The sequence below is a fragment of the Streptomyces pseudovenezuelae genome, assembly GCF_029892565.1.
Lineage (GTDB): Bacteria > Actinomycetota > Actinomycetes > Streptomycetales > Streptomycetaceae > Streptomyces > Streptomyces pseudovenezuelae_A.
This window is the reverse complement of record NZ_JARXVH010000002.1, coordinates 493,633-516,702: the sequence shown is the minus strand read 5'-3', so window position 1 is coordinate 516,702 and position 23,070 is coordinate 493,633. Positions and strand designations below refer to the sequence as shown.

Sequence of the window (23,070 nt, the reverse complement as noted above, 5' to 3'; positions counted from 1 at the left end):
CGTGGCGGCCCGCAGGCCGCCACGGGGGGGGGAAGGTCAGCGCACTGCGCGCTGCATGCGCCGGAGCGCGGCGGCGGCCTCTTCCGTGCGACCCGCCTCCGAGTGCGCGGCGTGCCGCAACAGCTCGGTCAGTTCCTCGGTGGTGACCTGGGCGAGCAGATCGGTGAGGCTGAGGTGCCATTGATCAGCCAAGCGGTAGGGGTATCCAAGCGCCAGGGTGAGCACGACACCGGAGACGAGCTGGTCCGTGCATTCATCGCAGAGACCCAGCTGACGACCGATCCGGTGGATAGCGTCGGCGTCGGTGAGGAGAGCCGTCTTCGGTATGGCCTCGTGGGCAAGCCTGGCCGCTTCCTGCTCCCGCTGAACGAACGCCTCCCAGTTCAGGCGGGCGTCGGCTTCTCGGCCCTCGGCCTTGAGGGCGGCACTCGCGAGGGTGGCCTCGAAGCGGGGGGTCGAGAGGGACCGCAGGACGTACTGATCGGGCGTGAGTCCGATGTAGGCCACCGCGGGGTTGCGGGATTCACCGCTGAAGTGGTGAAGGGTGACCAGTAGCGCGGCCTCGACTGTGGTGGGGCGGAGGCTCAAGCGGTGCACGACGCTCGCGCACAGGTCCTTCAGCATGTCGGGGTTCATGTCATTCTCCAATGGGGTTAGTTGGGCCGCTGGTTGGCGGCGAGGTAGGCCTCTGCGGCGGCGTGGCGCGCCGGGTTGGTGATGAGTTCCTCGGCCCAGATCCGGCCGGCGATCTCTGCGGCGGCGTCCTGGTCGGGCGCAGCGACGACATAGGCGAGCTGGCCGGATGCCTCCAGTTCGGCGCACCGTTTGTCGTGGGCGGTGTCGTCCTCGGGAAGGGCTTCGACGGCAACGATGTCCATCTGTGCGGGGTTCGGCTCCCGGTAGATGACCCACCACTGCCGTGCGGGTGGACTGGTCATAGGTCTCCTTTGGTGCTTAGGGGCGGGCGTCAGACTTGGGGGTCCGGCGCGGAGTAGTGGGTGAGGAGTTCCGCGATCTCTCGGCCGATGTGGTCCATGAGCGTGCGGATGTGCTTCCGGTCGCCGCGCAGGTAGAGAGCCAGGTCGAGGACTTCGGGAGCGGCGGCATAGGCGAGCAGATCCCGGTACTGCTCGACGGTGAGGGGTTCGAGGTCGTCGGGACGCAGCGCCCAGGAGGCGACGGCTGCGCTCTCGGCGAGGCGCGTGGCGGCGCGGAGCGTGGCGGTGTCGGGCGCGCGGGCGAGAAGGACGAGGAACATCGCAGCGACGTGGTGGTCCGGCGTGTTGATGACCGGTATCGAGGGGCGAGGTGGCACGGATGCCTCCGGTTGAGGATGAACGGGCCCCGGATGCTTCTTTTCTATATGCATTCAGGGGATGTTGCGGCCCTGCCGTGAGCGAGCACGGAGGGGGTCAGTCCTGACTGATGTCACCCACGGGCAGCGCCCCGCTGATGGGGCGGTCACCCTCGCCGACGGCTACCACCGAAGGTGGCCGATCTCGCGCGGAGGGAGGCCGCGGGGGTTGGCAGGGAGAGGGACGGCGATATCGCGCTCGTCGACCAAGGGGTGGACGAAGTAGTAGCCGGGCGGATGCGTGCGCAGGTCCGCGATCCCAGCAAGGAAGCACAGATCGGCAGTGAGCTTGCCCCAAATCGGGTCCGGCTGCTTTCGCAGGTCGAACCGGAGAAGGAGTCGCCCGTCGTCGCCATGCAGACTCAACAGGGCATATCCGGGGTCGTCGCGGGTGGCGACGAGAGTCCTGATGCGCGGCTCGATCGCTACCGCCGTCACAGCCATGCGTCTCAGCACGGCGCGAGCGAGGTTGCGGGTGGCCTCACACACCCGCCGGTCCGCGAGCGAGCAGGGGTCTTGCGCTTGCATGTGCCTCCTTGACGTAGGGTCGCCCGGCGGCCGGGATGTGATGATCACCAGCCGCCGGGCGAAATCGTTGGGCTAGTTGGCTCCGCCCATGGCCCAGTGGACGCCCTGCCTCTCGTCTGCCTCCTGGCGGCGGTTCAGCGCGAGGCGCGCGTCGCGCTCCTCGTCGCCCTCCTGCCACATGCCGATGTCGGCGATGTCCACGTGCCCGTACTGATCGGCGACGATCGCGGCGGCGGCCTCCGCACCGAGGGCTTCCTCGCCGTCGTTCAGGAAGGTCCCCGACCCTCCCGCGTGACGGCCGGGAAGCATGGTCCAGTAGCACTGGGGGTTGCAGGTGCAGCGATAGGTGTAGCTGATCTTCCAACGGCGGCTGTTCAGTTGCTCGTCACGGTTCACAGAAGCCCTCCCCCCTCAGCCGACGGGGATGGCGGAGTGCTGCAAGTCCAGGAAGATGCAGGCGACCGCGGCGGCGGGCAGGTGGTCGGCCACGATCCGACCGTCCTCGTCCCAAGTGAGGAGTTGGATCACGACGTCGAGCAGCGGCTCGGGGAGCATCTGCCGCCAGTCGTCGTAGTCGGTACCGGGGAACCACTCCTTACAGGTCCGCCGGAGGGCGCCCGCGATGGCCTCGGCCAGCCGGTCCGCCTGGGCGGGGCTGATCTGCTCGGCACTCAGGCGCTGGCGGATGCCCTCGGGACTGAAGGGGTCTGTCGCGTTCATCTCCTGACGGTTCAACACGGTTGTCTCCTGACGGTTCAAGAAGGGGGCCGCTCCCCCTTCTTTCTAGTTCTATTCTATATGCATTCGGGAGGGAGGCAAGATTTCCGGCGAATTTTCTTGATCACCGGAGAGCTTTATTTCCGCAGGTCAGTAGCTATGTCTGCGAAGGTGAGGTCGCGTATGTGGAGGACGAGCCGCGCTCCCTCGACCATGTGCCCCATGCGCATGTCCGGGCCGACGACGCGCGTGTGGTCGTCGTCGGCCAGGACGCCTTGGTCCACCAGCCCGTCGACACAAGCCTTGAAGCTGGGGTACCAGTTGGCGGGGTCTCTCCTCTGTCTGTCCTCGGGATGCAGGACGCCGATGATGTGGACCCGTTCCAGGGGTGGCACTGTGCGCGAGGCGGCCCAGGCCGCGCGCCGCAACACTCTGGTGATCTCCGCGCGCTTGTGGTGGTGGAGCCGCTGGTTGGCGTTCAGGAGCGTCAGCCGGGGTGGCAGCGCGACCCTGAACTGGCGGCCGGGCATCCCCTCGAACCAGTCCGGTTCCTCCTCGCCCGGAACTCCGACCGGGGGAACTACTTTGGGCGTTGCCAACTCCGTTGCGTCGGGGGCGTATCCGCTCCGACGCGGCACGCCGGCGTTGGTGAAGGCCGACGCGTGCAAGGCCGAGACCAGCATGAGGCGACGCCTCTGGCCGGTCACGGCGTCCACGACCAGGGCGCGCATGTCCCCCGGCTTGTACTGCTCGATCCGTATGCGGATGTCGTCCCGCGGGTCGCAGGCCGCGAAGATCCGTCCCGGCTTGATGTGGGTCACCTGCGGCCCCGGTCGACGAGATCCAACAGTGCCTTCGCCGCCACCGCCGCCGGCCACGCGACGATGACCACCGCGAGGTACAAGGCGACCGCACCCGGCCGCAGTTGGTACACCAGTCGCAGGATCGGGTCGTGGGCGAGCAGCCTCCGGAAGGCGTCCGTCAGGATCACGGCTCCCGCTGCCCACGCGAGGAGGACAAGCAGGACGAGCATGCTGGTCACGACTCCGCCTTTCTGGGATCGACGTGAACCCAGACAGTGCGGAGGACACGGGCTCGGGCCAGGCGCAGAGCGAGCGAAGCGGCACGGCCGTTCCGGTGCGCGGCGAAGCCCGCGCAGATGGCGGGGGCATCGGTGCCGAGCGTGGCGTGGCAGACGATGTGCCCTTCCTCAGCGATGGCGTTGGCGATCATCTCTGCCACGCGCCCCTCTTCCAGGCGCATCAGGTTCCCCGGCCGGAAGATGCACGTGCCGCACCGCCCCGCGCAGATCCGGACACTCCATGTCGCCGGGTCGGCAACGTCGTGGCGCAGTCCGTCGGGCGAGTAGGTGGCAGAGCCGGTCATCGATCGGCCCCCGGAGTGGCGGCGCGAACTGCTTCACCGGTCGCCGCCAGCAGCATCTCCAGGCAGCGGGAGAACAGTTCAGGGTCAGGCGCGGTGAAAGCGGCCCCGTAGAGGGCAAGCGTCATCGCGGTGTCCCCGTTGGCGAACGCGGTGATGAACCGAGCTGCGAAGAGGTGCGGCTGCGGGACGATGTCCTCGGGACGACTGCCGTCGGAAGTCAGAATGATCCAGAACGCCGTGTCGGCATCGAGTCCCTGCATCTTCGCCAAGGCTGCCTTCGCCATAACTGCGAGCCCCGTCGCGACGCCGTACATCAGCGAGGGCGTCCCGTTCCGCGCCAGGTCCGCCAGGATCTCCTGGGCCTCGTCGTGGCGCCCTTCCGTCCAGTGGGTGACCGCCTCGACGAGGCGGTCACTGACCATCGGGTGCGCCACTGGGGCACCCCCGTTCGTCGGCATGACTGGCACGGACCAGGTTCCGGGTTGGCCCGGGACCTCTCTCCAGCCGCTCACCACGTCCGGGGTTCGGGCGTCGGGTCGGATCATGTAGCCGTGCTCGATCAGCCGGTGACCGGCGCTGGCCGGGCGGAAGCTGTCCCAGTCGAAGAAGAGGTGCACCAAGTAGACGCCGTGGTCCTCGTCCAGAACTCGAATCCGGTAGCCGTCCGGCGTACCGGTGCATATTGCGGTCAGGTGCTTCACTGCGGTTCCTCTCGGTTGGTCAGGGAGCGTCGGGGAGTTGGAGCTGCTGCGCGGCCTGCTCCTCCGCGTCCAGCGGGTTCGGTCCGGGGCGGTAGTGGGGCAGGCACCGGGGGCACTGCTGCTCCACGGCCCGGCGGTGAGCGCGTGATCCGGCCGCCGTGCCGCACGACTTGCGGATGACCGGGACTGGCAACTCACTGGAGTCGGCCTCCGGCAGCTCGTGGATGATCGCGCCGTTGAGCCAGATCCGGCCGCCGCAGATGCCGGTGAACAGGCTTTTGGCGGGAACGACTTGCCGGATGCAGGCGGCCCGGTAGGGGCAGCCGCCGCAGACGTAGAGGACGGGTTCGCAGATGGCGACCAGCTCGGTGCCGTTCTTCCATCTGTCGTCGGCAATGGCGAAGTCCTCGTCGCCGAAGCACGGGGCGTGGTCGGTGACGTGGGTGCCGATCAGGGTTCGTGATCCGGTCACAGGACGAGCTCCAATCGCTGGCCTATCCACCGGGCGACGTTGACCGAGACCGCGTTGCCTGCCTGCGCGGTCTGCTCGGCCTGGTTGCCGTAGACGACGTACTTCTTGGGGAACCGCTGCCCTTCGAGCTGTTCGCGGGGCTTGAGCATCCGGAAGTAGCAGTCGTTGATGTCCGGGGCGTTTTGCACCAGGGCGGCCGAGTCGCGGGTGGTGAGGGTGTGGACGGGTTCGGCGGCCGTCTTCACCGCGGCCTTGCGGTACGGCACGACGAGGGTGTTCCGCACGTGGTCGGGCACAGTGCCGGCGTGCGTGACAAGGCCGTGGTGGTTGCCCTGGGCGGTGACGACGCTGAGCGGGTCGCTCGCGGGGCTGGCGGTGGCGTGGTTGCGGTACTCGATGATGAACGGGTCCATCGTCAGCAGGGCTTCGCTCTCGCGGGTGGTGCGAGTACGCATCGGCACGTCGACGGGGACGGCGTCGGTGTTCCACGAGCCGCCGGTCGGTACCAGAAGCGCGTCGCCCTGCTTCACCGTCCGGACGGGCATCGGCCGGTCCTCGACGGCGTACGCCCTGTCCCCACCGTCCTTGCCGTGGGTGAGCGAGATCGAATAGGGGCGCCAGGGGAACTTGAGGCGGCCCGCACGGATGCGGTCCATGGTGGTATCCGCGAGGGGCTTCTTGCGGTCGCCGATCCGCTTCCCGAGGTCGCTGAAGTCGATGATGTCGCTGGCCGGACGTACGTACGGCTCGACCATGGCGTGGCGGCAACGGGTGTTGGGGCAGCGGTAGATGTAGTCGCGCCGGTACTTCCCGATGCGCAGGCCATCGGTCTTGGTCCACGACTGGACGGCGTGTACGTCCTCACCGCAGTCGACGCAGGGTGCGAGCGGCCTGGGCTCCAGGTCGGGCTTGCGCATGGTCTTGAGGGTGAAGACCACGTACATCCGGTCACGCCACTGCGGGGCGCGCAGGTTGACCTCGTCGCCGACGTGGGCGCTGCTGACGGACACGATCTGGTACTGGTATCCGAGCAGTTCCATGGCTTGGAGCCAGGTCGCGAACAGGATCCAGTCCAGGCCGAATTCGACGACGTTCTCGACGACGATGGCCTTGAACCGCTTGGCTTCAGCGGCTCGCACCACGCACCAGGCGGTGACCCGGGTCGCCTCGAAGGCGTCCTTGGTGAGGGACTCCCAGTCGTCGCGTTCCTCTTCGAGCAGGTCGAGGAGATCGAGTTGGTTGGTCTCTCGGGCCTTGCCGCCCGCGGGGCTGATCTCGGTGCAAATGACGGATGCCCACAGGGCGTCGGCCTTGGGCAGCATGCGCATGGGGAAGCCGTCGCTGAGCGTCATGACGACGTGCTCACAGTTGGGATGGTTGGCGGCGTGCGTTTCGATCGCGAGCCGCCAGTGGTTGATGCCGAGCAACAGCTCGTGCCCGGCTTCGACAAGTCCAGTGCTGCTGCCGCCCGCGCCACACAAAAGGTCAATCCAGGTGGCCATGTGGGTAGTTGTTCTCCAAGAGGTCCTGCGCGCCCGGCCCCGCATCGCGGGGCCGGGCAACGGCCGAGATCAGTGAGTGCGGAGGCCGCCGTGGGCCTGCGCCTGGCGCAGGAAGGCGATCCATATCCCCCACCTCGGGTCACCCACGGGCATCTCTGCGATGGCCACGCCTGGGTGGGCGTCATAGGTGGCGAGGGCGGCGGTGATCTCGGCGACCGTCACGAGGAAGCCGTCGTTCGAGTCGATCTTGTACCTGGGTATGCCGGTCGGCACTGTCTCGGAGGCGTCCTTGACGGCCTGATAGGCGGTCCGGAATTCGGCGACGCGGTTCGCCGTGCTCTCGTCGTACTTGGTGCCGGGCCGGAGGTCCACGCCCGCCAGCCCGTAGGTGGACAGCTCCGGGTATGACGGGACGGGCAGCTGGACGAGCATCCCGAAGTTCTTCATCGCGTCGAGGGTGCGCGGCAGTGCGGTGTAGGCGAACCGGAAGTAGTTCCCGCCCCCTTCGGCTCTCTTGCCGTCAGAGGTCTGGATATAGACGTCGTTTCCCACGGGGTGTTCTCCAAGAGGTCTGCGGCTGCCCGGCCCGGAGTCGGGCCGGGCAGCGCGATCAGCGGTGGGCGGCGTGGCGGCGGTGGACTTCGCCGTATGTCGTGCGGCGCGGGACCCGGCTGCGGGCCTCCCAGCGGAGCTGTTCGATGACGATCACGGTGAGGCCGGCACCGACACCGAGGGCGAGCACGAGCAGCGCGTACAGCACGTGCAGCACGGTCACCACGCCACCACCTCGTAGCGAGCCGGGCAGGGCTGAAGGAGCTGCATGCACGCGACGAACACACCGTGGGCGTCGTTGGTCGCGAGTCCGTTGTCCAACGCGGCCTGGGCTCGGGCCTGTTCGTCTTCGCTCTGCGGGTGGGCGATGACGCAGGTGCAGCGGCGCTTGCCGGTCTCGTCCGCCGGATTCGGCGGGGCTGCTTCGGTGCCCGCCATCAGACGATCACCTGCCCGGTGGACGCGAGGTAGACAATGCCGACCTCGTCGTTCAGCTCCCACACGGTGAGCGGCCAGTCCGTACCGCCTTGCGCGTGGACGCACGTCCAGCCCTTCTCCGCCATGGCGCGCACGACGTTGCCGTACTCCCTGATGGCCGCGTCGTTGTCGGCGAGGGGGCCGTGGAGCAGCTTGGACACCGGCTGACGCTGCGCCGTCACGCCCCGAAGCCGGACGGAGACCAGGTCGATGACGCGCGGCGCGAGGCTCCGCTCGGTGACGAAGGCCGTGATGGCTTGGACGAGCGGGACGACGTTGTTGCCGTGCTCCGACTGCTCTCCGCTGTCGGTGGAGTCGTAGAACACCTCGTCGATGTTCGGGTTGTCGTCGTGGAGGCGCTTGACCTGGAAGCCCTCCAGCGCGGCCGGGTCCATGGGCAGGTCCTCGACCGAGGAGATCCACAGATACGAGCCGTCGGTGAGCTCGGCGGTGATGGCGAACATGTTCCCGGACTCGACGTTGGTCACGAGCGGGATGCGGCGCAGCGCGGTGATGACCGGCTCGTACGCGCTCCACAGGGCCAGCCAGAGCGAGTCTTCGGTGTTGTTGTGCACGGGCATCGGGGCCAGGGGCGCCAATTCGTTGCTCACAGTTCCTTCTCCAAGAGGTCGCGTGCCATCCAACAGTACAGAGTTGGGATCTATCTCAGGCCAAAATTGATGCGCGCGGACGCTCTCACCAAGGGCGGGTGACGAACACCAGGCGGGGCGCCGCACGCCGCCCCTCTCGCACCTGCCGCGCCCGCGCAGTCAGGGCCTCCAGCTCGTCGACGCGATGACCGGCGACGTCGGCGATGTCCTGCGCCTGGTGGGCAAGATCGCGGGCCTGCATGAGCGCCCTGTGATTATCGCGGTGGTCGAGGTGGATCTCGGCGCCGCCGATCTCGTCGAGGAGTTCGCCGACGATCTCGTCCCGCACCGGCTTGGCGCGCCCGAGCCCGCCGAGGTGGCGCTCACAGTCGACCAGGTCCTTCAGGTCGGCGATCTGGATGAGCATGTCGCCGACGCCCTCGGGGTCTTGGCGGTAGAGGTCGGCGAGGCTGTGGATCTGCTCGCGGGCGGCAGCGCCGCTGTCGAGCACGATCGCGCCCTTGTGGCAGTGGCGAAGAATGGGCAGGTAGTCCATGTCGTCCTTCCGGTCAAGAGGGGGCTCCTCCCCCTCTTTCTGGTTCTATTCTATATGCATCGCCAGGGATGTCTATATTCCTGGTGAAATTTTCTTTCGGGTGCCTAAGTTTTTCGCTGGCTGCCGCCCTTCCGTGCTCGTACGGCCTCGCGCGCAGCTCTGCGTGCCTCTTCGGTCGCGTCCGGGTTCTCCTCGACCCGTTGGCGGCGCCTGGCTGCGCCCTCGTGCCACTCGTCCCAGAAGCGCCCGTGCTCCCGGTGTTCCTCGTTCTTGGCCTCCTCCTGCTCCCTCCGGCGTCCTGCGCGCGGGTTGGTGCCGCACCCACGGCAGGAGGCAGCGGGGTGCCCCCGGTGCTTGGTGCAGCCCCTAGGCAGCTCCCCGCGCTCCGGGGCAAGGTCGCCTGGCGGAGCGGACACGGGCTCCCCTGCGGCGTCAGCCGTGGGGGTAGGGGGGGAAGGAAGGGCAGAGGAAGAACCAGGAAAGGAAGGGGTTCCATCGGTGGAACCCAGTGGGTTCCCCCCGTGAAACTCACCGGGTTCCACCGGTGGAACCCGGCTGTCCTGCCCGTCAGGGTTCCCCCCGTGGAACCCTGCCTCCTCGCCTGGGTTCCCCGCGTGGAACCCAGCTTCGACCTGCGGTGATTCGGCCTTCTCTCGGCGGGCGGCCTCGCGGTCTTCGACGTCCTGATAGGTCATCGCAGGCTTTGCGGGGGCCGAACGTGTGACTCCGGAGCGGGCCTTGTTGGCGTTCTTCGGTGCCGCCTTGCGGGCCTCCAGGCGCTCTTTGAGCTCCTGCGTGGTCGGTGTGGGCGGTATGCCGAGGGGGAAGACCCGGTAAACCGCCGAGCGTCCCGCCTTGCCGGTCTCCACGCGCTCGACAAGCCCTTTGGCTATCAGCTCCGTGACGATGGTGATGGCGCGCTTGTCGGTCACGCCGACCCAGGCCGCGAGGCGGGTAAGGCCGGGGCGCGCGAGTCGCGTCTCGTCGTCGGCGCTGTCCGCGATCTTCATGAGCGCGAGTTTCTGGCTCTGGTTGAGCACGTCGGGCGGCAAGTACGCCGCAGCGATCATCAGTTGGATGGACACGGTTCCCCTTGGGCGGTGCAGGCACAGCGGCAGGACGGGGTGCCCCGCCCGGTCGCTTCCGGGCGGGGCTGGGGCTCATGGGGTCCGGGTCAGGCCGGCGCGATGCTGATGACCGCGGGTGTCTTCTTACCGGTCTTCCGCCGGGGAATCGGCAGTCCTGCGTCCTTGAGGTTCTTGACCATGCGGTTGACGTCCGGCGTCATCGGGACCGGAATTCCGGCGACCTCGTGCAGGTCGACCATCGCCTCCACGTCGTCCTTCTCCTCGTCGTTGCCTCCGCCCCAGGACAGCTTGTTGGGGCCGTAGATCCCCTCCGGGGATCGGTCGAGCTTCTTGCGTGCGAATTTCTTGATCCGGTCGCCCTCGCTGTAGAGCTTGTGTCCGTTCACGTAGTCGATGAGCGCCTGTTCGCGGTCGGCGTCGTTGCGGATGAGCGCCGTCTGCTCGGGCACGCCCGGAGCCGTCCCAGGCCAGCACAGGGAGCGGAACGGGCAGTAGTCGCAGATGGCGTCCAGACCGGGGCCGTTGAAGTCGCGGGGCATCTCCTCTGGGTCTCCGGTCTCGCGCACACGTTCCACCCACCACTGGGCCTCTGCCGCCCGCTGAGGGTCGAAGTCGATCTCCTGGACGTGCTCCGCGCCGGAGTCCCGGTTGATGAAACGGAAGCGGATACGACCGATGTTCAGTGGCCCCAGGCGGGACAGGTACCGCTGGCCGGGCACGTCCTCGAACCCGACCTCGAACAGCGCGCCCGCGTACAGCAGGACCTGCCGCAGTTCGGCGGCCGTGGCCCCGTAGCGAAGAACGCGGTCCCACAGATACGTGGACTTGGTCTTCACGTCCTCCACGGTGAGGACGTCGGCGGGTATCGCTGGTCTGTGACGAGCGGGCAGGCGAGCGGCGGTCGCCGCGTCGAGCTGGACGACGTCGACGTGCCCCCGGATCAGGGAGTCCTGGACGCTGCGTTCCACCAGCCATCCGTACTCCGTGCGTGCCGACTCCAGCAGCCCGTGATGGATGAACGTTCCGAGGATCGCCGCTCGCTTGTCGGGGTGATCGGTCGGCGTGACGCCGTGCAGGATGTAGGCGGCGCGTCGGCCGCATACGGTGTCGGACGCGCCGAGTTGGGTCTGACGAGAGCGGGGGCGGCGGGCGTCCACGTCGTGCGCGGCATCCCAGATGGAAGGTGCGATGCCGTCGACGGTGGCTACGGACATAGGGGAGTTCTCCAAGAGGTCAGCGTGGGCGGTCACTGCTCGGCGTCCGCGTCCTGCTCGTCGGCCTTGCGCTGGGCGGCGGCACGGAGCTTGTCGGCGTCGGACAGTGGGCCCTCCCCCATCTCCCGCCGGGGGTTGTCGAGTTCCGCGGCGCGCTGCTCGGCGGCGCTCCGGATGGTGAGGATTTCGTCGTGGCTCAGGCGGTTCACCGGATCTGGGACAGCCCGCCACAGCGCCTCAAGGAGCTTCTTGTCCGTCAGGCCGGCGATGCGGGCGAGCCAGGGCTGCACGAGATCGCCGACGAGCGCGGGCATGATGCGCGGCTGGGACTCAAGGGAGCAGCCCAGCTTGTTGAAGACCAGGTCCTCGATGCTGAAGTCCCGGAGCGGCAGCGGCTTGTTCCGCTCGACGCGCATCCGCAGCGATCGGACCTTGATGACCTGCGGGTCGGCGTTGCGCTTCATGCGCACCCAGCACGACGAGTCGAAGCCCAAGTCCTTCTGGGCCGAGACCTTCCACTCGCTCTTGTTCTGGATCGGCTGGCCGTTGTCGTCCGTGGCGCTGACCTGCTTGCCGCGTGCCAGCACGATGGCGATGCCGGGCAGTGTGCGCAGCAGGTAGATGATCCTGTTCCACCGCTCCGTGGCGTCGTTCCACAGGTTCCGGCCGATGTCGAACGCGGCGTCCGGGTCCTCCTGGAGCAGCGCACGGTTCTTGCGCGTCCGGCGACCGCGTTCGTAGGTCCAGTTGGTGAGCATCCGCCACAGCGCGGATCCCGAGTCGATGGTCAGGACCACAGGGGGCTCTCCGGCCGCCGCCGCGCGCCTGGCCTCGGCGTGCACGGCCTCAACCTGTTCGAGAATGTCTCGGTAGGTGCCGTCGTGCTCGATGATCAGGTAGTTGGCGCCCTCGATGGCCGCGTACTCGTCGGCCGATCCCTCGTCGAGGTCGATCCAGTACATCTGGCCGATGCGGTCGCTGCTGGAGAACTGTGCGGCCGAGTAGGTCTTGCCAGCGCCCTCCTCGCCCTCGATGAGGAGGAGGGGCCAGGGGACGATCCCCGTCGGCTTGCGTGTTTTCAGTTGGACTGCGGGCGGCTTTGCGGTGCCCGCCGGTGCGTTCACGATCTGGCTCCAAGAGGTCGTGGTCAGTCCGTGCGCAGGGCCCGGACTTCGAAGAGGGCTGCCCACTCCGGGTGTTCGGCCAGCAGGAGCCGTACGTACCGGGAGCGGTAGTCGTTGTTCAGCGCGAACTCGTCGCCTCGGGTCGCCGCGCCGTACTGGTAGCGCAGGAGCTCGAAGAGCATCCCGATGCCGATGCGGCCGAACCCCTTCTCCGCGCAGTCGGCGGTCATCCGGATCAGCGCCCTGAGAACCCAGGGATTGAGCGCGTGGAACGCCTCGAATCGCTGCTGGATGGTCAGGCTGCCGACGTCGGCGGGGTGGCGAACGGGCTGGATGGTGCCGAACAACGGCGGCTGTTCGATCAGCAAGGCTCCCCCCTCAGAGATAGACCTAACACACTGGAGTGTTGGAATCTATCTCCGGACAGAGGGATTGTCGATCGACAACACCGCCAAGTCCCCCTCGGCGGCCCCCTGGGTCGGCACATGATTCCCCCTGGATGAATGAGGCGCACCCCCTCGAGTGCGCTTCTATTCTATATGCAAACAGGGGTTGAATCAAGAATCGCAAGCCTCTGACCTGCGATTATTCAGCGACCTTGTTCGCCGCCTTGCCGCGCGGCACGATCCTGGATCCGGGCCCGTTGTATGTGCGGTCACGCAGGGCAGCCAAGACCTTGCCGTCGATCGCCCAGTCCACCGCCCGCGCTCCCGCCTGTAGCGCGGGTGCATCTGCAACGACCGGCTCCAAGAGCCAGATCGGCGATCCGGACAGGTTGTAGTCGGCGGGTCGGAACCGGCCTGTGCTGATCGCCCTGCGCAAGAGCTCGCCGGACGGCAGCTGGAACAGGGCCACCAACTCGGCCTGGCCCACCAGCGGGGGGAGTTGCTCAACCTCCCTCACCCAGTAGCCCGGGTCCTGCTCCTTGGTCAGCCGCTCAAGCTCCGTCTGATTGAGGTGCTTCGGGCGCGGGGTCGTCTCTCCGAAACCCTTCACGAACTGGAGCAGCCAGTACGGCGACCCGCTGATGATCTTGGCGTAGCGGTAATCGAGGGTGTGATCCCGGCTGATCCACTGGCTTACCTGGAGCGGCCTCACGTCGTACAGCGCGGCGAACTCGACCCTGCCGGCCAGGTACGGCTTCCTTCCCGCCGGCGCTTTGCCCTCTGCCACTCCATCGCCTCCAGCTCACGTGACGTCTGCATATAGATTGTAACCACCGTAGAAGCAGAGTCCGACCCCGCCAAAGAGACGATAGGCTGGAGTCTCCAAGAGGTCGAAGACCCCCGTCGCAAGGCGGGGGTCTTCTTCCATGCTGGGCTCTCGGACTGCTCGACGTCACCTCACCGTGGGTCAGGTACGCGGCAGGGTGAGCGTCGTGTTCTCGTACTTCGGGGGACGGGCATATCCGAGCAGCCAGCCGAACTGTGGCGACAGATGCTCCTCCGCGAGCCGGAAGACGCCGTAGTAGGAGAAGGTGGCGACCGGGGTCAGGACTCCCGTGACGGCCGTGGCGTCGAGATCGACTCCGTGCCGAAGGGCGACCGCGACGAGCCAGCCGACCGCGGCAGGGACTCCCGTACGCAGCAGCGAGGCGTAGAGGTTCATGGGGATGTGCTCCTTGAGCTGTTGAGGAGGATCAGGCGAAGAGACGGCGCCAGGTCTCCGGGCCGGGGTAGCCGTCGGCGTCGGAGCCGCTCCACTTCTGGGCGTGCTGGAAGTCGATGACGTTGAGGCGGTCCGCCTCACCCCAGTCGCGGGACGGGCCGACGCGGTAGTGCTTGCCGTAGCCCTTGCGCACGAGCTGCTGGCCCAGCAGGAGGATCGAAGCGTTCGACTTGCCCGGTCCGAAGGCGCTTCGGCCAGGGAACGCCGGCGGGCCCGGCTTGGGCGTCGTCGACGTCGCGGTCGGCCACGTCGGCATCGGGCCCGGGTCCGTGTGCGTGTTCTCGGGCGTCTGGCCGTGGCCGTAGTGCCCGCCCTCCGTCTCCCAGACGTGCTCGCTTCGGTTCGACTTCCAGGTCGGTGTGCCCATCGGCCAGACGTCCGGCACTCCCCAACTCCGCGCCCAGGTAAGGATCTTGTCGAGTCCCTTGGCCGGAGTGTCCCGGACGGTCGCGTACGCCTTCCCGTTCACGCGGCAGTACGGGAAGAACAGCGTCTCGACTTGGAGACACACCCGTCCGGTGCGGTTGGTCCTGGTGCCGCCGGTGGTGTCGACGACCGACTTGGACCGGCTGTTCGCCGGGTAGAACTGAGCGGTTCTGCCCGTGAAGGGATCCCAGAGCAGATGCGGCGCGACGCCCTTGCCGCCGCCGGTGAAGTACTGCACGAGCTTGTCGAACACCACGAGATCGGCGGGCTTGGCCGCCGTGGCGTTCTTGTCCCACGTGATGTGCCAGATGACGCGTGGGTCGTACTGCGTGTCGGTGGGTGCGGTGTCGCTGAGCGGGTGCCGCTCAGCTCCAGGCAGCCAGAGATCAGGCATGGCGCGTTCCTTGTTCTCCCCCGCGCCTGCTGTTCTGAGCCTACAGTCCGAGCTTGCCGGTCACGATCGCGACGATCACTCCCACCACAACCGGCGCCACCAGGGCGGTCAGAGCCAACCGCCTTACGCCACGGGCCTCTTGACGTTCCGTCTCGCGCTCGCGCCGCATCTGGGCGATGTCGTCCTCGACGGCTTTGATCCGCACCTCGTCGGTCCGCCGGTCGGCGTCGTACTGGATCTTCGTCACCATCTCCGCGAGCCGCGCACTAAAGGCAGCGAAGTCGGCCCGCAGGTCATCGCGCATCTGCTGCATGGCCCGCAGCAGTTCCCACGGCGTAGGGTCCTGTCCCGGCGGCGCGGTCACGGCGCTCCCTTCGGCAGCCCCGCGCCGCTGAAGATCAGTCTATGAGACTCAGCGCAAGCCCGGACCGGCCGCACTGTTTCGGGGGACAGCCCTCAAGCCCTTCCCGAGCCTCGACCCAAGTGCGCCCCCGGCAGTAGGACTTGGCCCTTTCAGGGCCCGCGTGTTCACCGGTCGATCGCACAGTGGAACGCCGTCATGCCGACCAGCGACTACCGCAGCACGACCTCTGCGTAAACGCTCAGCCGCCTCCGATGCGTTCCAGGTCAACATCCTCCTGGGAGATGCGGGACCGGCGTCCCCCTTCAGGTAGCAGCACCGTGGCGCTCCAGCCGTGATGCCGACGCTCGTAGGCGGTCGGACTGTGCTCAGCCAGGATGACCTGGAAAGTCCACGTCGCCGACTCGAACAGCTCCAGCACATGCCGTTGCGCTATGGGGTGCAGGAAATTGAAGGGTTCATCCAACACAAGGATTGTTGGCTCCGCCCGCGCTTGCAGTTCCGCAAAGACGGCTAGCGCGTAGAACCACACGACTACCTCTCCAAGCTTTTCCTCTCCGAACGCCTCCTCTCGATATGAAACCTTGACATCATCCCCGTAGAAGCGAACCCTAGACACCACATCAGGCAACAGGACGGGCATGTTGGCGATTACGGTTCGCGCGGTCCAGAAATCAACTCCGAGAAATTCGGCAATTCCTGGGACCGAAGACGCCCTCAGACCTTTGTAAGTTCCGGGACCGAACGATAGAACCCTGTACGGGCGAGGAGGCAGAGCCACCCGTCGGTCATCGACCCGGTACTCCAGCCACTGACCTCGGACATCCACGATCGCCTTCCGGAGTTCCGGATCGAACCAAGTGATGGCGCACGAAAGATCCGCCGGAAACTCCATCAGTAAATGCGGTGAACTGAGCGATCGAAGAAGGTGCAAAAGTTTCGTCTTGCCCGAATCATTCATCCCGAAGAGGAGGTTCAGCTTAGAAAGCCGCAACACACCGGGCATCAGGATGTAGTGGCTGACAATCTCCAGGCTTTGGACCCATCCGAAAGGCTGAGCTTGCCCGCCCTGCTCCAGACGAGTTCGATGTTCATGAAGATCCTTCCAGCTCCGGAGTAGTGGTCCCGAATATTCGACACCTGAATTTGCATCAACTAGGCGACCGCAGCTCGCACATAGCCAAATCCCATTCGAGATATGGGATCGCTCTGCGTCCGACAGACCACCAGTCCCCCGCGGCCCTCGTTCCGCAGCGGAAAAGATGTGAGCAGCTGTGCCTGTATCGGTGAAATCCTCCGAACCGATACCCGGCCCGATTGTGAGCGCCCTGCACCTCGGGTTCGAGCAGCGAAACGCCGCACGCCGGGCTAGGAGCAGTCGGGTCTTATCGTTGAAGTCGGCCTGACCACGACCGCTGCCGCTTCCCATCGCTGGCACCGAACACTCCCACTCGTCTACAGCTCCTGCCGCCCTCAAGTACAGCACGCACTTCGACGTTGCAGGCGAATGATGGGGTACCTCCTGGACGACCTGAATGCGCTGTGCGAGGCCGCGAGGGCCCTGGAATCCATCACGCGGTGATTGAGAGAGGTCACGCTGTACGGAGGCGCCCGGCGCGGCAGCAGCGCCTGGGCGAAGGATCGTGAGGTGACTGGAGCCGGATGGCTTGCGCTGGCGTCTATGCCCCCAGAAGCTACGTCTGGGGGACAGATGTCAGAGGGGCCACAGAGGCACGTACGGCTACGGCTGGCCAGGCGGCGCACCGCGCCCGCCCAAGTGCGGGCCCGGGTCCGTGAAGACCCCCCGGCTCCGGCGCCGGAGCCGGAGCCGACGCCGGAGCCAGACGCAGAATTGTCCCGGGCACGGAGAATTTGGACCCGTGTCCGGCGCGCCAGATGGTCGCACATGATTACCGTGACGGCTACCGCTCTTGCTGCCCTCGCTGCAATCGGCGGGCTGTGGGCCCAGGCCGTCACCACTTATTGGAGCCAGCAGACCGCGAAGGACCAGCTCCAGCAATCCCAAGAGGAGAGCAGGAGAGAAGCAAGCGCCCAGGCAAAAACGGTCTCCGCCTGGGTCGAAGACCGCGTCGAAGACGGAAGTAACTGGAAAGTGCACATCTTGAATCGATCTCCAGATCCGGTGCCATTTGCGCGCGTAGCACTAAAGGGCGTACTGTACTTCAAAAATCCCAATGAAGGCATCGGCGCCTACATTTATTTGAGTACATCGCGGCTAGCGCCCTGCACGGAACTCGTCTTCTCGCGGAAAAGCGTAACGTCTTGGGCTCCAGCACGAGGGGACTATGGGGGAACCGAAGGAACGGCATGGGTAAATGAGCTTTACGGCTTTACTTTCCAGGACCGTGATGGAATGCAATGGTGGCGTTCAAGTAACGGGCATCTCGCTCAACAGATTGATGAACTTGAGTTTCCGGGTAAAGACGGACAGTCGTTCTTCGGTGTTGATGGTGTACCCGAAGTAAAGAAAGCCGCGTCATGCGGCAACGGTGACTGAGGCTTTTTCAGTCTGGTCACTGATCGGGTGACAACTTAGGCGTCTGCAACGGACAAGGCTCCCAGACCGTAGAGCGAGGTGTTCGATGTCCCAGCTCGCCAGCGCAGGAGCTCGGTTCAGTTCCCATCTTGCTTCACACGACCTGCCCACGCCCTGGTCAAGCAAGTCACCCCGCCCATGACGCCTTATAGGTATCCATTGTTGGTCAGGTAACGGCCTGGCCGGTGTAGTCGTCGGCGGAGCCGCAGTCCTCCACCAGGAGATAGGCGACGTTGCTGCTGCTGGCGGCGAGCGTCCACGTCTGTGCGACTCCGCCCTGAACTCCGGTCCAGCACAGTGCAGTTGTGACGTCGCTGCCGGTGGTGTTGGTCAGGATGGTCTGGACGGAAACGGCTGCGTTCGCTGTGGAGGCTTGCAGGTTGTTGACTCGTATCTGGTCCTTGTAAATCGTCCCGGACACGGTGTTCTTGCGGATTCGGTATAGTGCGTAGCTGTCGCTGGCCGCGTTGTGCAGCGCCCAGAGGGAGACACGGTAGGCGCGGCCGGTCTTGAACGTGATGCTGCTGGTGGTGATGAGGGCCGTCTCCGTGCTGGAGAAGGTGACGTTCGCGGTGAGAGTCTTCTGTGCGACGAATCCGCGCCCTTGGGATTTTCCGTAGACGCTGAGGTCTCGGTCGATCGCGAATCCGCTGGATGTGAGCTTGGCAGTGGCTTGGGCCGATGCGGACGGAGCGTCGCGGACGTGCAGCTCGATGGACGATCCGGCGGCCGATGTATCAGCGCCGTACCCGTTGATGTAGGCAACTCCGTTGCCGCTCAGCTCGTTTGCGTAGAGGTTGAACACTCCTCCCGAATAGCCCGGCACGTGGCTTTGCAGGAAAACCCCTGTTTCCTGGCTCGAACCCGTCACCTTGGGCGCACTGAGTGAAACGCTCGGAACTTCGTAGGTACCGGAGGAGTCTGAGGCGTAGCCGATGGCGGTGTTGAGTTCTGCCGGTGCTGACTCATCGGCGCTTCCGGAATAGAACTCGATCGAGCCGGTTTCCGGATTGGTGTTTCCGGGGCTGATGACAACGCGCTGTCCACTCGCGGCAGTTTGGAGGGTGCTGCCAGTGAGGACTGCTCCGTTGATCGTCTTGCCGTTGATGGCGTCCGCGTCGAGTTTGTCCGCCGTGATTGCCCCGGCTTTGATGTGGGTCGCTTCGATCGCGCCCGCCGAGATCTTCGTTGCCGTCACAGCGTTGGCCGCGATCTTGTCCGTGGTGACAGACAGGGCGTTCAGCTTGTCCGTGGTGATGGACAGTCCGGCGATCTTCTCGGCCGTGATGGCCAGGGCCGCGATCTTCTCTGCGGTCACCGCTCCGGCGAGGATCTTGGGTGCGGTGACTGCGCCGTCGGCGATCTGCACGCCCGGTATCACCGGGCGGACGACTGCGTTGTCCCACAGGACGGCTCCGGCGGTCGACTGGTACGTCTCCACCCAGACCGTGGCCGCGGTGGTGTTCGCCGGCGCAGTGACCGTGGCGGCAAGCCGCTGCCACGAGCCGCGGGCCGGTACGTCCACCTGGGCGACGCCGAAGCCGACGGTGACGCCTGTGCCGTCCAACCACCGGGCGTAGAACTTGAGCGCGCCTCCCGCCCAGTCGGCGGACGCGTTGGCGTCGATGGCGAGGTAGAGCTGCTCTCCGCTCAGGATCGGCATTGCCGTGAGGTTCAGGGACCGTGTCGTGGCGGCCGTCGCCGTGGCATCGACGCGCAGTGCCTTCGCGGAGCCGTTGCCGCCGGAGACGACGGACCATACGGTCGTGGCGATCGCCGCGGTGTAGGCGCCCTCGAACGAAGGGTCCCCGAGCACGTTCGTACCGCCCGCGACCACCAGCTTGTCCGTGGAGATCGAGGCCGCCGCGATCTCGGTAGCCGTGACCGAGTTCGCGGCGATCTCGCGGCCCGTGATGGCGTCGGCCGCGACCTTCCCGGCGATCACCGAGTCGGCCGCGAGTGCAGCGGCGGTCACCGAACCGCTCACGAGGTTGGTTGCGTCGACGACCCCGGTCTTCAGCGCCTCTACGGCAACGGCGTCGACCTGCATGACGGCCGGGGAGCCGGGGACGCCCAGCGAGGCGTAGTTGAGCCACAAGTAGGGGGTGATGTAACGGACGGCGTCGTGCACGGTGCCGGGCGTGCGCGGGTCGTTGTTGGGACCGGCGGAACCCGCGGCCGCGCGGTCCTTGAGGTAGCCGACGACCGTGACCCAGCCGTCCGTGGTCGGCAGTGAGCGGTACGACGCCGCGATGTAGTAGTGGCTGTTCGGGGTGTTCGCTCCGGTCCGGTTGACCAGGGTGGTCTGGTCCGCGCCCACGCCGAGCACGCCGACGTAGAACGCGTCCGGGCCGGTGGCGAGTTGGGCCGTGGCCCGGATGCGGGCGCTGATCCGGTACAGGACACCGGGCTCGTAGGGGACGAGGGTCGTGCCACGGAGCCGGATGAAGCCGCGGGCCTCGCCGACGTTCTGGCCGGTGGGAGCGTCCGGTACTCCGGTGAGGTGCGCCCATGTGGCGTCGCTGCCCTGGTCGGTGGTCTGCCAGGCGGCGGCGTCGCCCATGGTGTCGACGAGGCGCTGGTTGGTGGCGTCCGCGAGCGCGCCGCCGAGCGAGCTGAGGGTGATCGCGCCGCTCGCGACCTTGCCCAGCGTCACGGAGTTGGCGGCTAGCTTCTCGGCGAGCACCGCGCCGTCCGCGAGCGCGGTGGAGTTGACGGCTCCGCGGGCGAGTGCCGCGTCGGTGACCGCGCCGCGTGCGAGCTTGGTTTCGTCGATGATCGCGTTGACGAGGTCGTCGGGGACGGCCTTGCGGGCCTGGCCCTGTACAGCGGTCGAGGGCCCTCCGGCCGTTCCGGAGGTGTTGACCGCGATCAGGCGCACCCACATCGGGGTGTAGGTGTCGGTGGCGAGGGTGATGCTTCCGCCGGCGGCCGTGTGGAAGGCGGCCACGGGGCTGGTGGTATCCGGTTCGGCGTCGGCGGTCGTCGACAGGTGGACCTGGACTTCGGCCAGGTCGAGCGGAGCGGTCTCGGCGTCCGTCCACGTTCCGGGCCAGGTCACGGTGAGTCCGGCCAGCGCGGACTCGACCACGGGCGGCGTGGGGGTGGGTGGCGGGGGTCCGTTGTGGGCGACGAAACCGACGGTGCCGTCGTCCTGGAGGCCCATGCTGCCGCGCAGGGTGCCGTCCTGGTCGTAGACCTCGATCGCGCCGTCCTCGACGGACGAGTACGCCATGCGGGCGGTGCGGGTGGTGTGGGCCAACTGCCGTTCCAGGACGGCGACTCGGGCGGCCAGGCGGGCGATGTCGCTGCTCACGCGGTGCCTCCCCCGTAGGTGAAGCGGTCTGCGCGCTGGAGTTGGATGACGGCCTGTTCGGGGGTGTCGCCGGAGGCGGGCTGGATCTGCCAGCCGACGATGCGGGACCAGGCGTCGAAGTCGGTCCACTGGTCGTGGACCCGGGCCCGTACGTCGTCGCCGATCTGCCAGGAACCGAAGCGGGCCGCGGGGTGGTCTCGGAGGGTGATCTCGGTGACTTCGCCGATGACTTGGCGGGAGATGCGCTCCGTACGGGCGCGAGCGGCCAGCCGGTCGTTCGCCTTCTCCTCCGGTACCTCGAGGAGGTGCTCCAGGCGCAGCCGACCGTCCCGTACCGCGTCGACGGCGCGGCGCCGGTTGCGGCCCTCGCCGGCGCCGAGCGCGATGACGACCTGGGCGACATTGTCGGCGTCGTACTCGACGGGGACCGCCTTGACGACGTTCACGCCGGACTCGAAGTGGATGTCCGTGCGGCGGCGGCCGAGGCGGGGCCAGCCGATGCGGACGCGGCCCTGCGGCGTGCCGTTGTGCCAGGTGGCTTCCTCGGTCCACTCGGGGCCGCCTTCGACGGCGACCATGTCCGAGACGACGTCGCCGAGCGAGGGGGTGTCCCACCAGTCGATCCGGTAGGGGTCCTCCGGAGTCCCGACGGTGACCTTCGAGGTGGTGTCGTCGACCTGGATACCGAGCTGGCCGTCCGGCGTCTCCTGGCAGTACGCCCACACGTCGCGGATGACCTTGCACGGGTCCGCGTAGGTGTAGGGGCCGCGCGCGTTGAGCTGGCCGTGGAGGTCGTAGCGCCGGTAGGGGTAGGAGCCCCAGCCGGATGCCTCGATGTTGAGCTGCTGGCCCTGGGGGTCGGCTCGCCAGATCAGGCCGCCCCACAGCAGCCGCCCGTCACGCTCGGCGTAGATCTTGGTGTTGCCGGGGTCGAGCTGGGAGCGGACGAGGTGGGCCAGGCGGGGTTCGACCGCGCCGGTGAGGCTGCCGGTCGCGGACAGTGCGGGCCCGAACTCGACGCCGGTCAGGGGCAGGTCCCAGGCGAGGACCTTGTTGGTGAGTGCGTCGGTGGTGAGGTAGCGGTACGACGGCGACGCCATCAGGCGCGTTCCTGCTTCTCCCCCGCGCCGTGGTGTGGTGGTGCCGGTGTCGTGTCAGACGACGCCTTCGGTGAACTCCACGTCGGCGATCAGGGACGTCGCGGCGTCGACGCCGAGGTTGCCCCACTCGGATTTGGACGGCTGGGTGCGCACGAAGAGGTCCTGGGTGGTGCCGCGCAGAGCCGCCGCGACGGTGATGGTGTCGGCGAGGACGACGGTGTTGCGGCGGATGTTGGCGCCCTGGTCGTCGTCGATGGCGGTGGTCTGCCCCGTGTCGGTGCCCAAGGAAGTCTGCATGTTGGCGAACACGTCGGACTCCGAAAGACGCAGGCCCGCGAGCGTCACCAGCAGCTTGGCGCTCGTCGCCCAGCTCGGGATCGGGACCTTCCAGCGGGCGGCGGCGGGCCAGTTGTACCACTGGCCGTTCTGCGCGACCAGCCGGTTCAGCGCGCTGGGGTAGGCGGTGTACAGCGTCCGTTCGCGTCGCGGGTTCGCGATCAGCCGCAGGTCCGTGACCATGGCGTTGGTGATGGTGGCCGTGTTCGCCGGGATGTCGAGGCGGGCCAGCGGGATCGCCGTCATCCCGGCCGGGACTGCCTTCGCGGTGGCGGAGACGCCGGACACGACGTGGAAGTAGCCGATCTCGTCGGCCGCCGGATCGCGGTTGCCCTCGTACTCCGGGTCCTCAACTCGCAGGCACACGAGGTCGGATCGGGCTGACGAACCGGTGGGGGCGATCGGCACGATGGCGTCGCCCACGTTGTACTGGGTGTAGGAACCCTGGCCCCACGCAGCTCCCGACACGACCGCCGAGCCGTCGCCGACGCGGACGCCGGCGCCAGGGGTAGACCACTCTCTGACCTTCAAGTCGTTGCCTTCGGTCACGCCCTGGTTCCCGGACGCGAGGTCTCGCACCATCATCCGGAAGGCGCGTGCGGGGTGGGTGCCGCCGTGGGTCAGCATGGGCGGCTGGATCAGTGCCATCTG

The 23,070-nt window shown here is 67.1% G+C and carries 30 protein-coding genes; 1 reads left to right on the top strand and 29 read right to left on the bottom strand.

The window, feature by feature from the left end; translation table 11 throughout:
• Positions 1 to 36: 36 nt before the first annotated feature.
• From M2283_RS07110 to M2283_RS06985, 26 genes are all read right to left on the bottom strand, one after another.
• A complete protein-coding gene (locus tag M2283_RS07110) occupies positions 37 to 636 on the bottom strand; it encodes a hypothetical protein (RefSeq protein ID WP_280875226.1) in 600 nt (199 codons plus the stop codon).
• Between the two features lie 17 nt (positions 637 to 653).
• Complete coding sequence (locus M2283_RS07105) at positions 654 to 938, bottom strand: hypothetical protein (protein ID WP_280875225.1); 285 nt, start codon at positions 936 to 938, stop codon at positions 654 to 656.
• 29 nt (positions 939 to 967) lie between these two features.
• Positions 968 to 1,315, bottom strand: a complete 348-nt coding sequence (locus M2283_RS07100; protein ID WP_280875224.1) for a hypothetical protein — start codon at positions 1,313 to 1,315, stop codon at positions 968 to 970.
• Positions 1,316 to 1,477: 162 nt separating this feature from the next.
• Positions 1,478 to 1,882, bottom strand: coding sequence for a hypothetical protein (locus M2283_RS07095; RefSeq protein WP_280875223.1), 405 nt, complete (start codon positions 1,880 to 1,882; stop codon positions 1,478 to 1,480).
• Positions 1,883 to 1,954: 72 nt separating this feature from the next.
• Positions 1,955 to 2,278, bottom strand: coding sequence for a hypothetical protein (locus M2283_RS07090; protein WP_280875222.1), 324 nt, complete (start codon positions 2,276 to 2,278; stop codon positions 1,955 to 1,957).
• Positions 2,279 to 2,293: 15 nt separating this feature from the next.
• A complete protein-coding gene (locus tag M2283_RS07085) occupies positions 2,294 to 2,602 on the bottom strand; it encodes a hypothetical protein (protein WP_280875221.1) in 309 nt (102 codons plus the stop codon).
• A gap of 134 nt (positions 2,603 to 2,736) precedes the next feature.
• Positions 2,737 to 3,420, bottom strand: a complete 684-nt coding sequence (locus M2283_RS07080) for a hypothetical protein (protein WP_280875220.1) — start codon at positions 3,418 to 3,420, stop codon at positions 2,737 to 2,739.
• Entirely contained in the window at positions 3,417 to 3,641 is a 225-nt protein-coding gene (locus M2283_RS07075; RefSeq protein ID WP_280875219.1) for a hypothetical protein, read from the bottom strand. The genes M2283_RS07080 and M2283_RS07075 overlap by 4 nt, the downstream gene beginning before the upstream one ends.
• On the bottom strand, positions 3,638 to 3,985 hold the full coding sequence (locus M2283_RS07070) for a hypothetical protein (protein WP_280875218.1): 348 nt from the start codon (positions 3,983 to 3,985) through the stop codon (positions 3,638 to 3,640). The genes M2283_RS07075 and M2283_RS07070 overlap by 4 nt, the downstream gene beginning before the upstream one ends.
• Entirely contained in the window at positions 3,982 to 4,686 is a 705-nt protein-coding gene (locus tag M2283_RS07065) for a hypothetical protein (protein ID WP_280875217.1), read from the bottom strand. Before M2283_RS07065 ends, M2283_RS07070 begins: the two co-directional genes overlap by 4 nt.
• A gap of 19 nt (positions 4,687 to 4,705) precedes the next feature.
• Positions 4,706 to 5,158 carry a hypothetical protein gene (locus tag M2283_RS07060; protein ID WP_280875216.1) on the bottom strand — a complete coding sequence of 151 codons (453 nt, stop codon included), beginning with the start codon at positions 5,156 to 5,158 and terminating at the stop codon, positions 4,706 to 4,708.
• The gene (locus M2283_RS07055) at positions 5,155 to 6,660 is read right to left on the bottom strand and encodes a DNA cytosine methyltransferase (RefSeq protein WP_280875215.1); all 1,506 of its coding nucleotides are present in this window, start codon (positions 6,658 to 6,660) and stop codon (positions 5,155 to 5,157) included. Before M2283_RS07055 ends, M2283_RS07060 begins: the two co-directional genes overlap by 4 nt.
• Positions 6,661 to 6,729: 69 nt before the next feature.
• A complete protein-coding gene (locus M2283_RS07050) occupies positions 6,730 to 7,212 on the bottom strand; it encodes a hypothetical protein (RefSeq protein WP_280875214.1) in 483 nt (160 codons plus the stop codon).
• A 58-nt stretch (positions 7,213 to 7,270) separates the two neighbouring features.
• Positions 7,271 to 7,435: a hypothetical protein gene (locus M2283_RS07045; protein WP_266856220.1), complete on the bottom strand. Its 165-nt coding sequence runs from the start codon at positions 7,433 to 7,435 to the stop codon at positions 7,271 to 7,273.
• Entirely contained in the window at positions 7,432 to 7,650 is a 219-nt protein-coding gene (locus M2283_RS07040; protein WP_280875213.1) for a hypothetical protein, read from the bottom strand. The genes M2283_RS07045 and M2283_RS07040 overlap by 4 nt, the downstream gene beginning before the upstream one ends.
• Positions 7,650 to 8,300 carry a hypothetical protein gene (locus M2283_RS07035; RefSeq protein ID WP_280875212.1) on the bottom strand — a complete coding sequence of 217 codons (651 nt, stop codon included), beginning with the start codon at positions 8,298 to 8,300 and terminating at the stop codon, positions 7,650 to 7,652. The genes M2283_RS07040 and M2283_RS07035 overlap by 1 nt, the downstream gene beginning before the upstream one ends.
• 85 nt (positions 8,301 to 8,385) lie before the next feature.
• Positions 8,386 to 8,835, bottom strand: coding sequence for a hypothetical protein (locus M2283_RS07030; RefSeq protein ID WP_280875211.1), 450 nt, complete (start codon positions 8,833 to 8,835; stop codon positions 8,386 to 8,388).
• A 104-nt stretch (positions 8,836 to 8,939) separates the two neighbouring features.
• Entirely contained in the window at positions 8,940 to 9,920 is a 981-nt protein-coding gene (locus M2283_RS07025) for a helix-turn-helix domain-containing protein (protein WP_280875210.1), read from the bottom strand.
• A gap of 89 nt (positions 9,921 to 10,009) precedes the next feature.
• On the bottom strand, positions 10,010 to 11,137 hold the full coding sequence (locus M2283_RS07020) for a PD-(D/E)XK nuclease family protein (protein WP_266856230.1): 1,128 nt from the start codon (positions 11,135 to 11,137) through the stop codon (positions 10,010 to 10,012).
• Between the two features lie 32 nt (positions 11,138 to 11,169).
• A complete protein-coding gene (locus M2283_RS07015) occupies positions 11,170 to 12,261 on the bottom strand; it encodes an AAA family ATPase (RefSeq protein WP_280875209.1) in 1,092 nt (363 codons plus the stop codon).
• Positions 12,262 to 12,284: 23 nt separating this feature from the next.
• Positions 12,285 to 12,629 (bottom strand): hypothetical protein, encoded by a 345-nt coding sequence (locus tag M2283_RS07010; protein WP_232838217.1) that lies wholly within the window; start codon positions 12,627 to 12,629, stop codon positions 12,285 to 12,287.
• A gap of 217 nt (positions 12,630 to 12,846) precedes the next feature.
• Positions 12,847 to 13,434 (bottom strand): hypothetical protein, encoded by a 588-nt coding sequence (locus tag M2283_RS07005; protein ID WP_266856236.1) that lies wholly within the window; start codon positions 13,432 to 13,434, stop codon positions 12,847 to 12,849.
• 180 nt (positions 13,435 to 13,614) lie between these two features.
• Entirely contained in the window at positions 13,615 to 13,869 is a 255-nt protein-coding gene (locus tag M2283_RS07000; RefSeq protein ID WP_280875208.1) for a hypothetical protein, read from the bottom strand.
• 31 nt (positions 13,870 to 13,900) lie between these two features.
• Positions 13,901 to 14,749, bottom strand: a complete 849-nt coding sequence (locus tag M2283_RS06995; protein ID WP_280875207.1) for a peptidoglycan-binding protein — start codon at positions 14,747 to 14,749, stop codon at positions 13,901 to 13,903.
• Between the two features lie 40 nt (positions 14,750 to 14,789).
• Positions 14,790 to 15,113: a hypothetical protein gene (locus M2283_RS06990; protein ID WP_280875206.1), complete on the bottom strand. Its 324-nt coding sequence runs from the start codon at positions 15,111 to 15,113 to the stop codon at positions 14,790 to 14,792.
• Between the two features lie 238 nt (positions 15,114 to 15,351).
• Positions 15,352 to 16,116 carry an AAA family ATPase gene (locus tag M2283_RS06985; RefSeq protein ID WP_280875205.1) on the bottom strand — a complete coding sequence of 255 codons (765 nt, stop codon included), beginning with the start codon at positions 16,114 to 16,116 and terminating at the stop codon, positions 15,352 to 15,354.
• A 900-nt stretch (positions 16,117 to 17,016) separates the two neighbouring features.
• Here M2283_RS06985 and M2283_RS06980 point away from each other — a divergent pair.
• Entirely contained in the window at positions 17,017 to 17,628 is a 612-nt protein-coding gene (locus M2283_RS06980; RefSeq protein ID WP_280875204.1) for a hypothetical protein, read from the top strand.
• A gap of 205 nt (positions 17,629 to 17,833) precedes the next feature.
• Here M2283_RS06980 and M2283_RS06975 read toward each other — a convergent pair whose 3' ends face one another.
• The 3 genes from M2283_RS06975 to M2283_RS06965 are packed head-to-tail and all read right to left on the bottom strand — an operon-like array spanning position 17,834 to position 23,067.
• Positions 17,834 to 20,983: a hypothetical protein gene (locus tag M2283_RS06975; RefSeq protein WP_280875203.1), complete on the bottom strand. Its 3,150-nt coding sequence runs from the start codon at positions 20,981 to 20,983 to the stop codon at positions 17,834 to 17,836.
• Positions 20,980 to 22,083: a hypothetical protein gene (locus M2283_RS06970; RefSeq protein WP_280875202.1), complete on the bottom strand. Its 1,104-nt coding sequence runs from the start codon at positions 22,081 to 22,083 to the stop codon at positions 20,980 to 20,982. The genes M2283_RS06975 and M2283_RS06970 overlap by 4 nt, the downstream gene beginning before the upstream one ends.
• 54 nt (positions 22,084 to 22,137) lie before the next feature.
• Complete coding sequence (locus M2283_RS06965; protein WP_280875201.1) at positions 22,138 to 23,067, bottom strand: hypothetical protein; 930 nt, start codon at positions 23,065 to 23,067, stop codon at positions 22,138 to 22,140.
• Between the last annotated feature and the right edge of the window lie 3 nt (positions 23,068 to 23,070).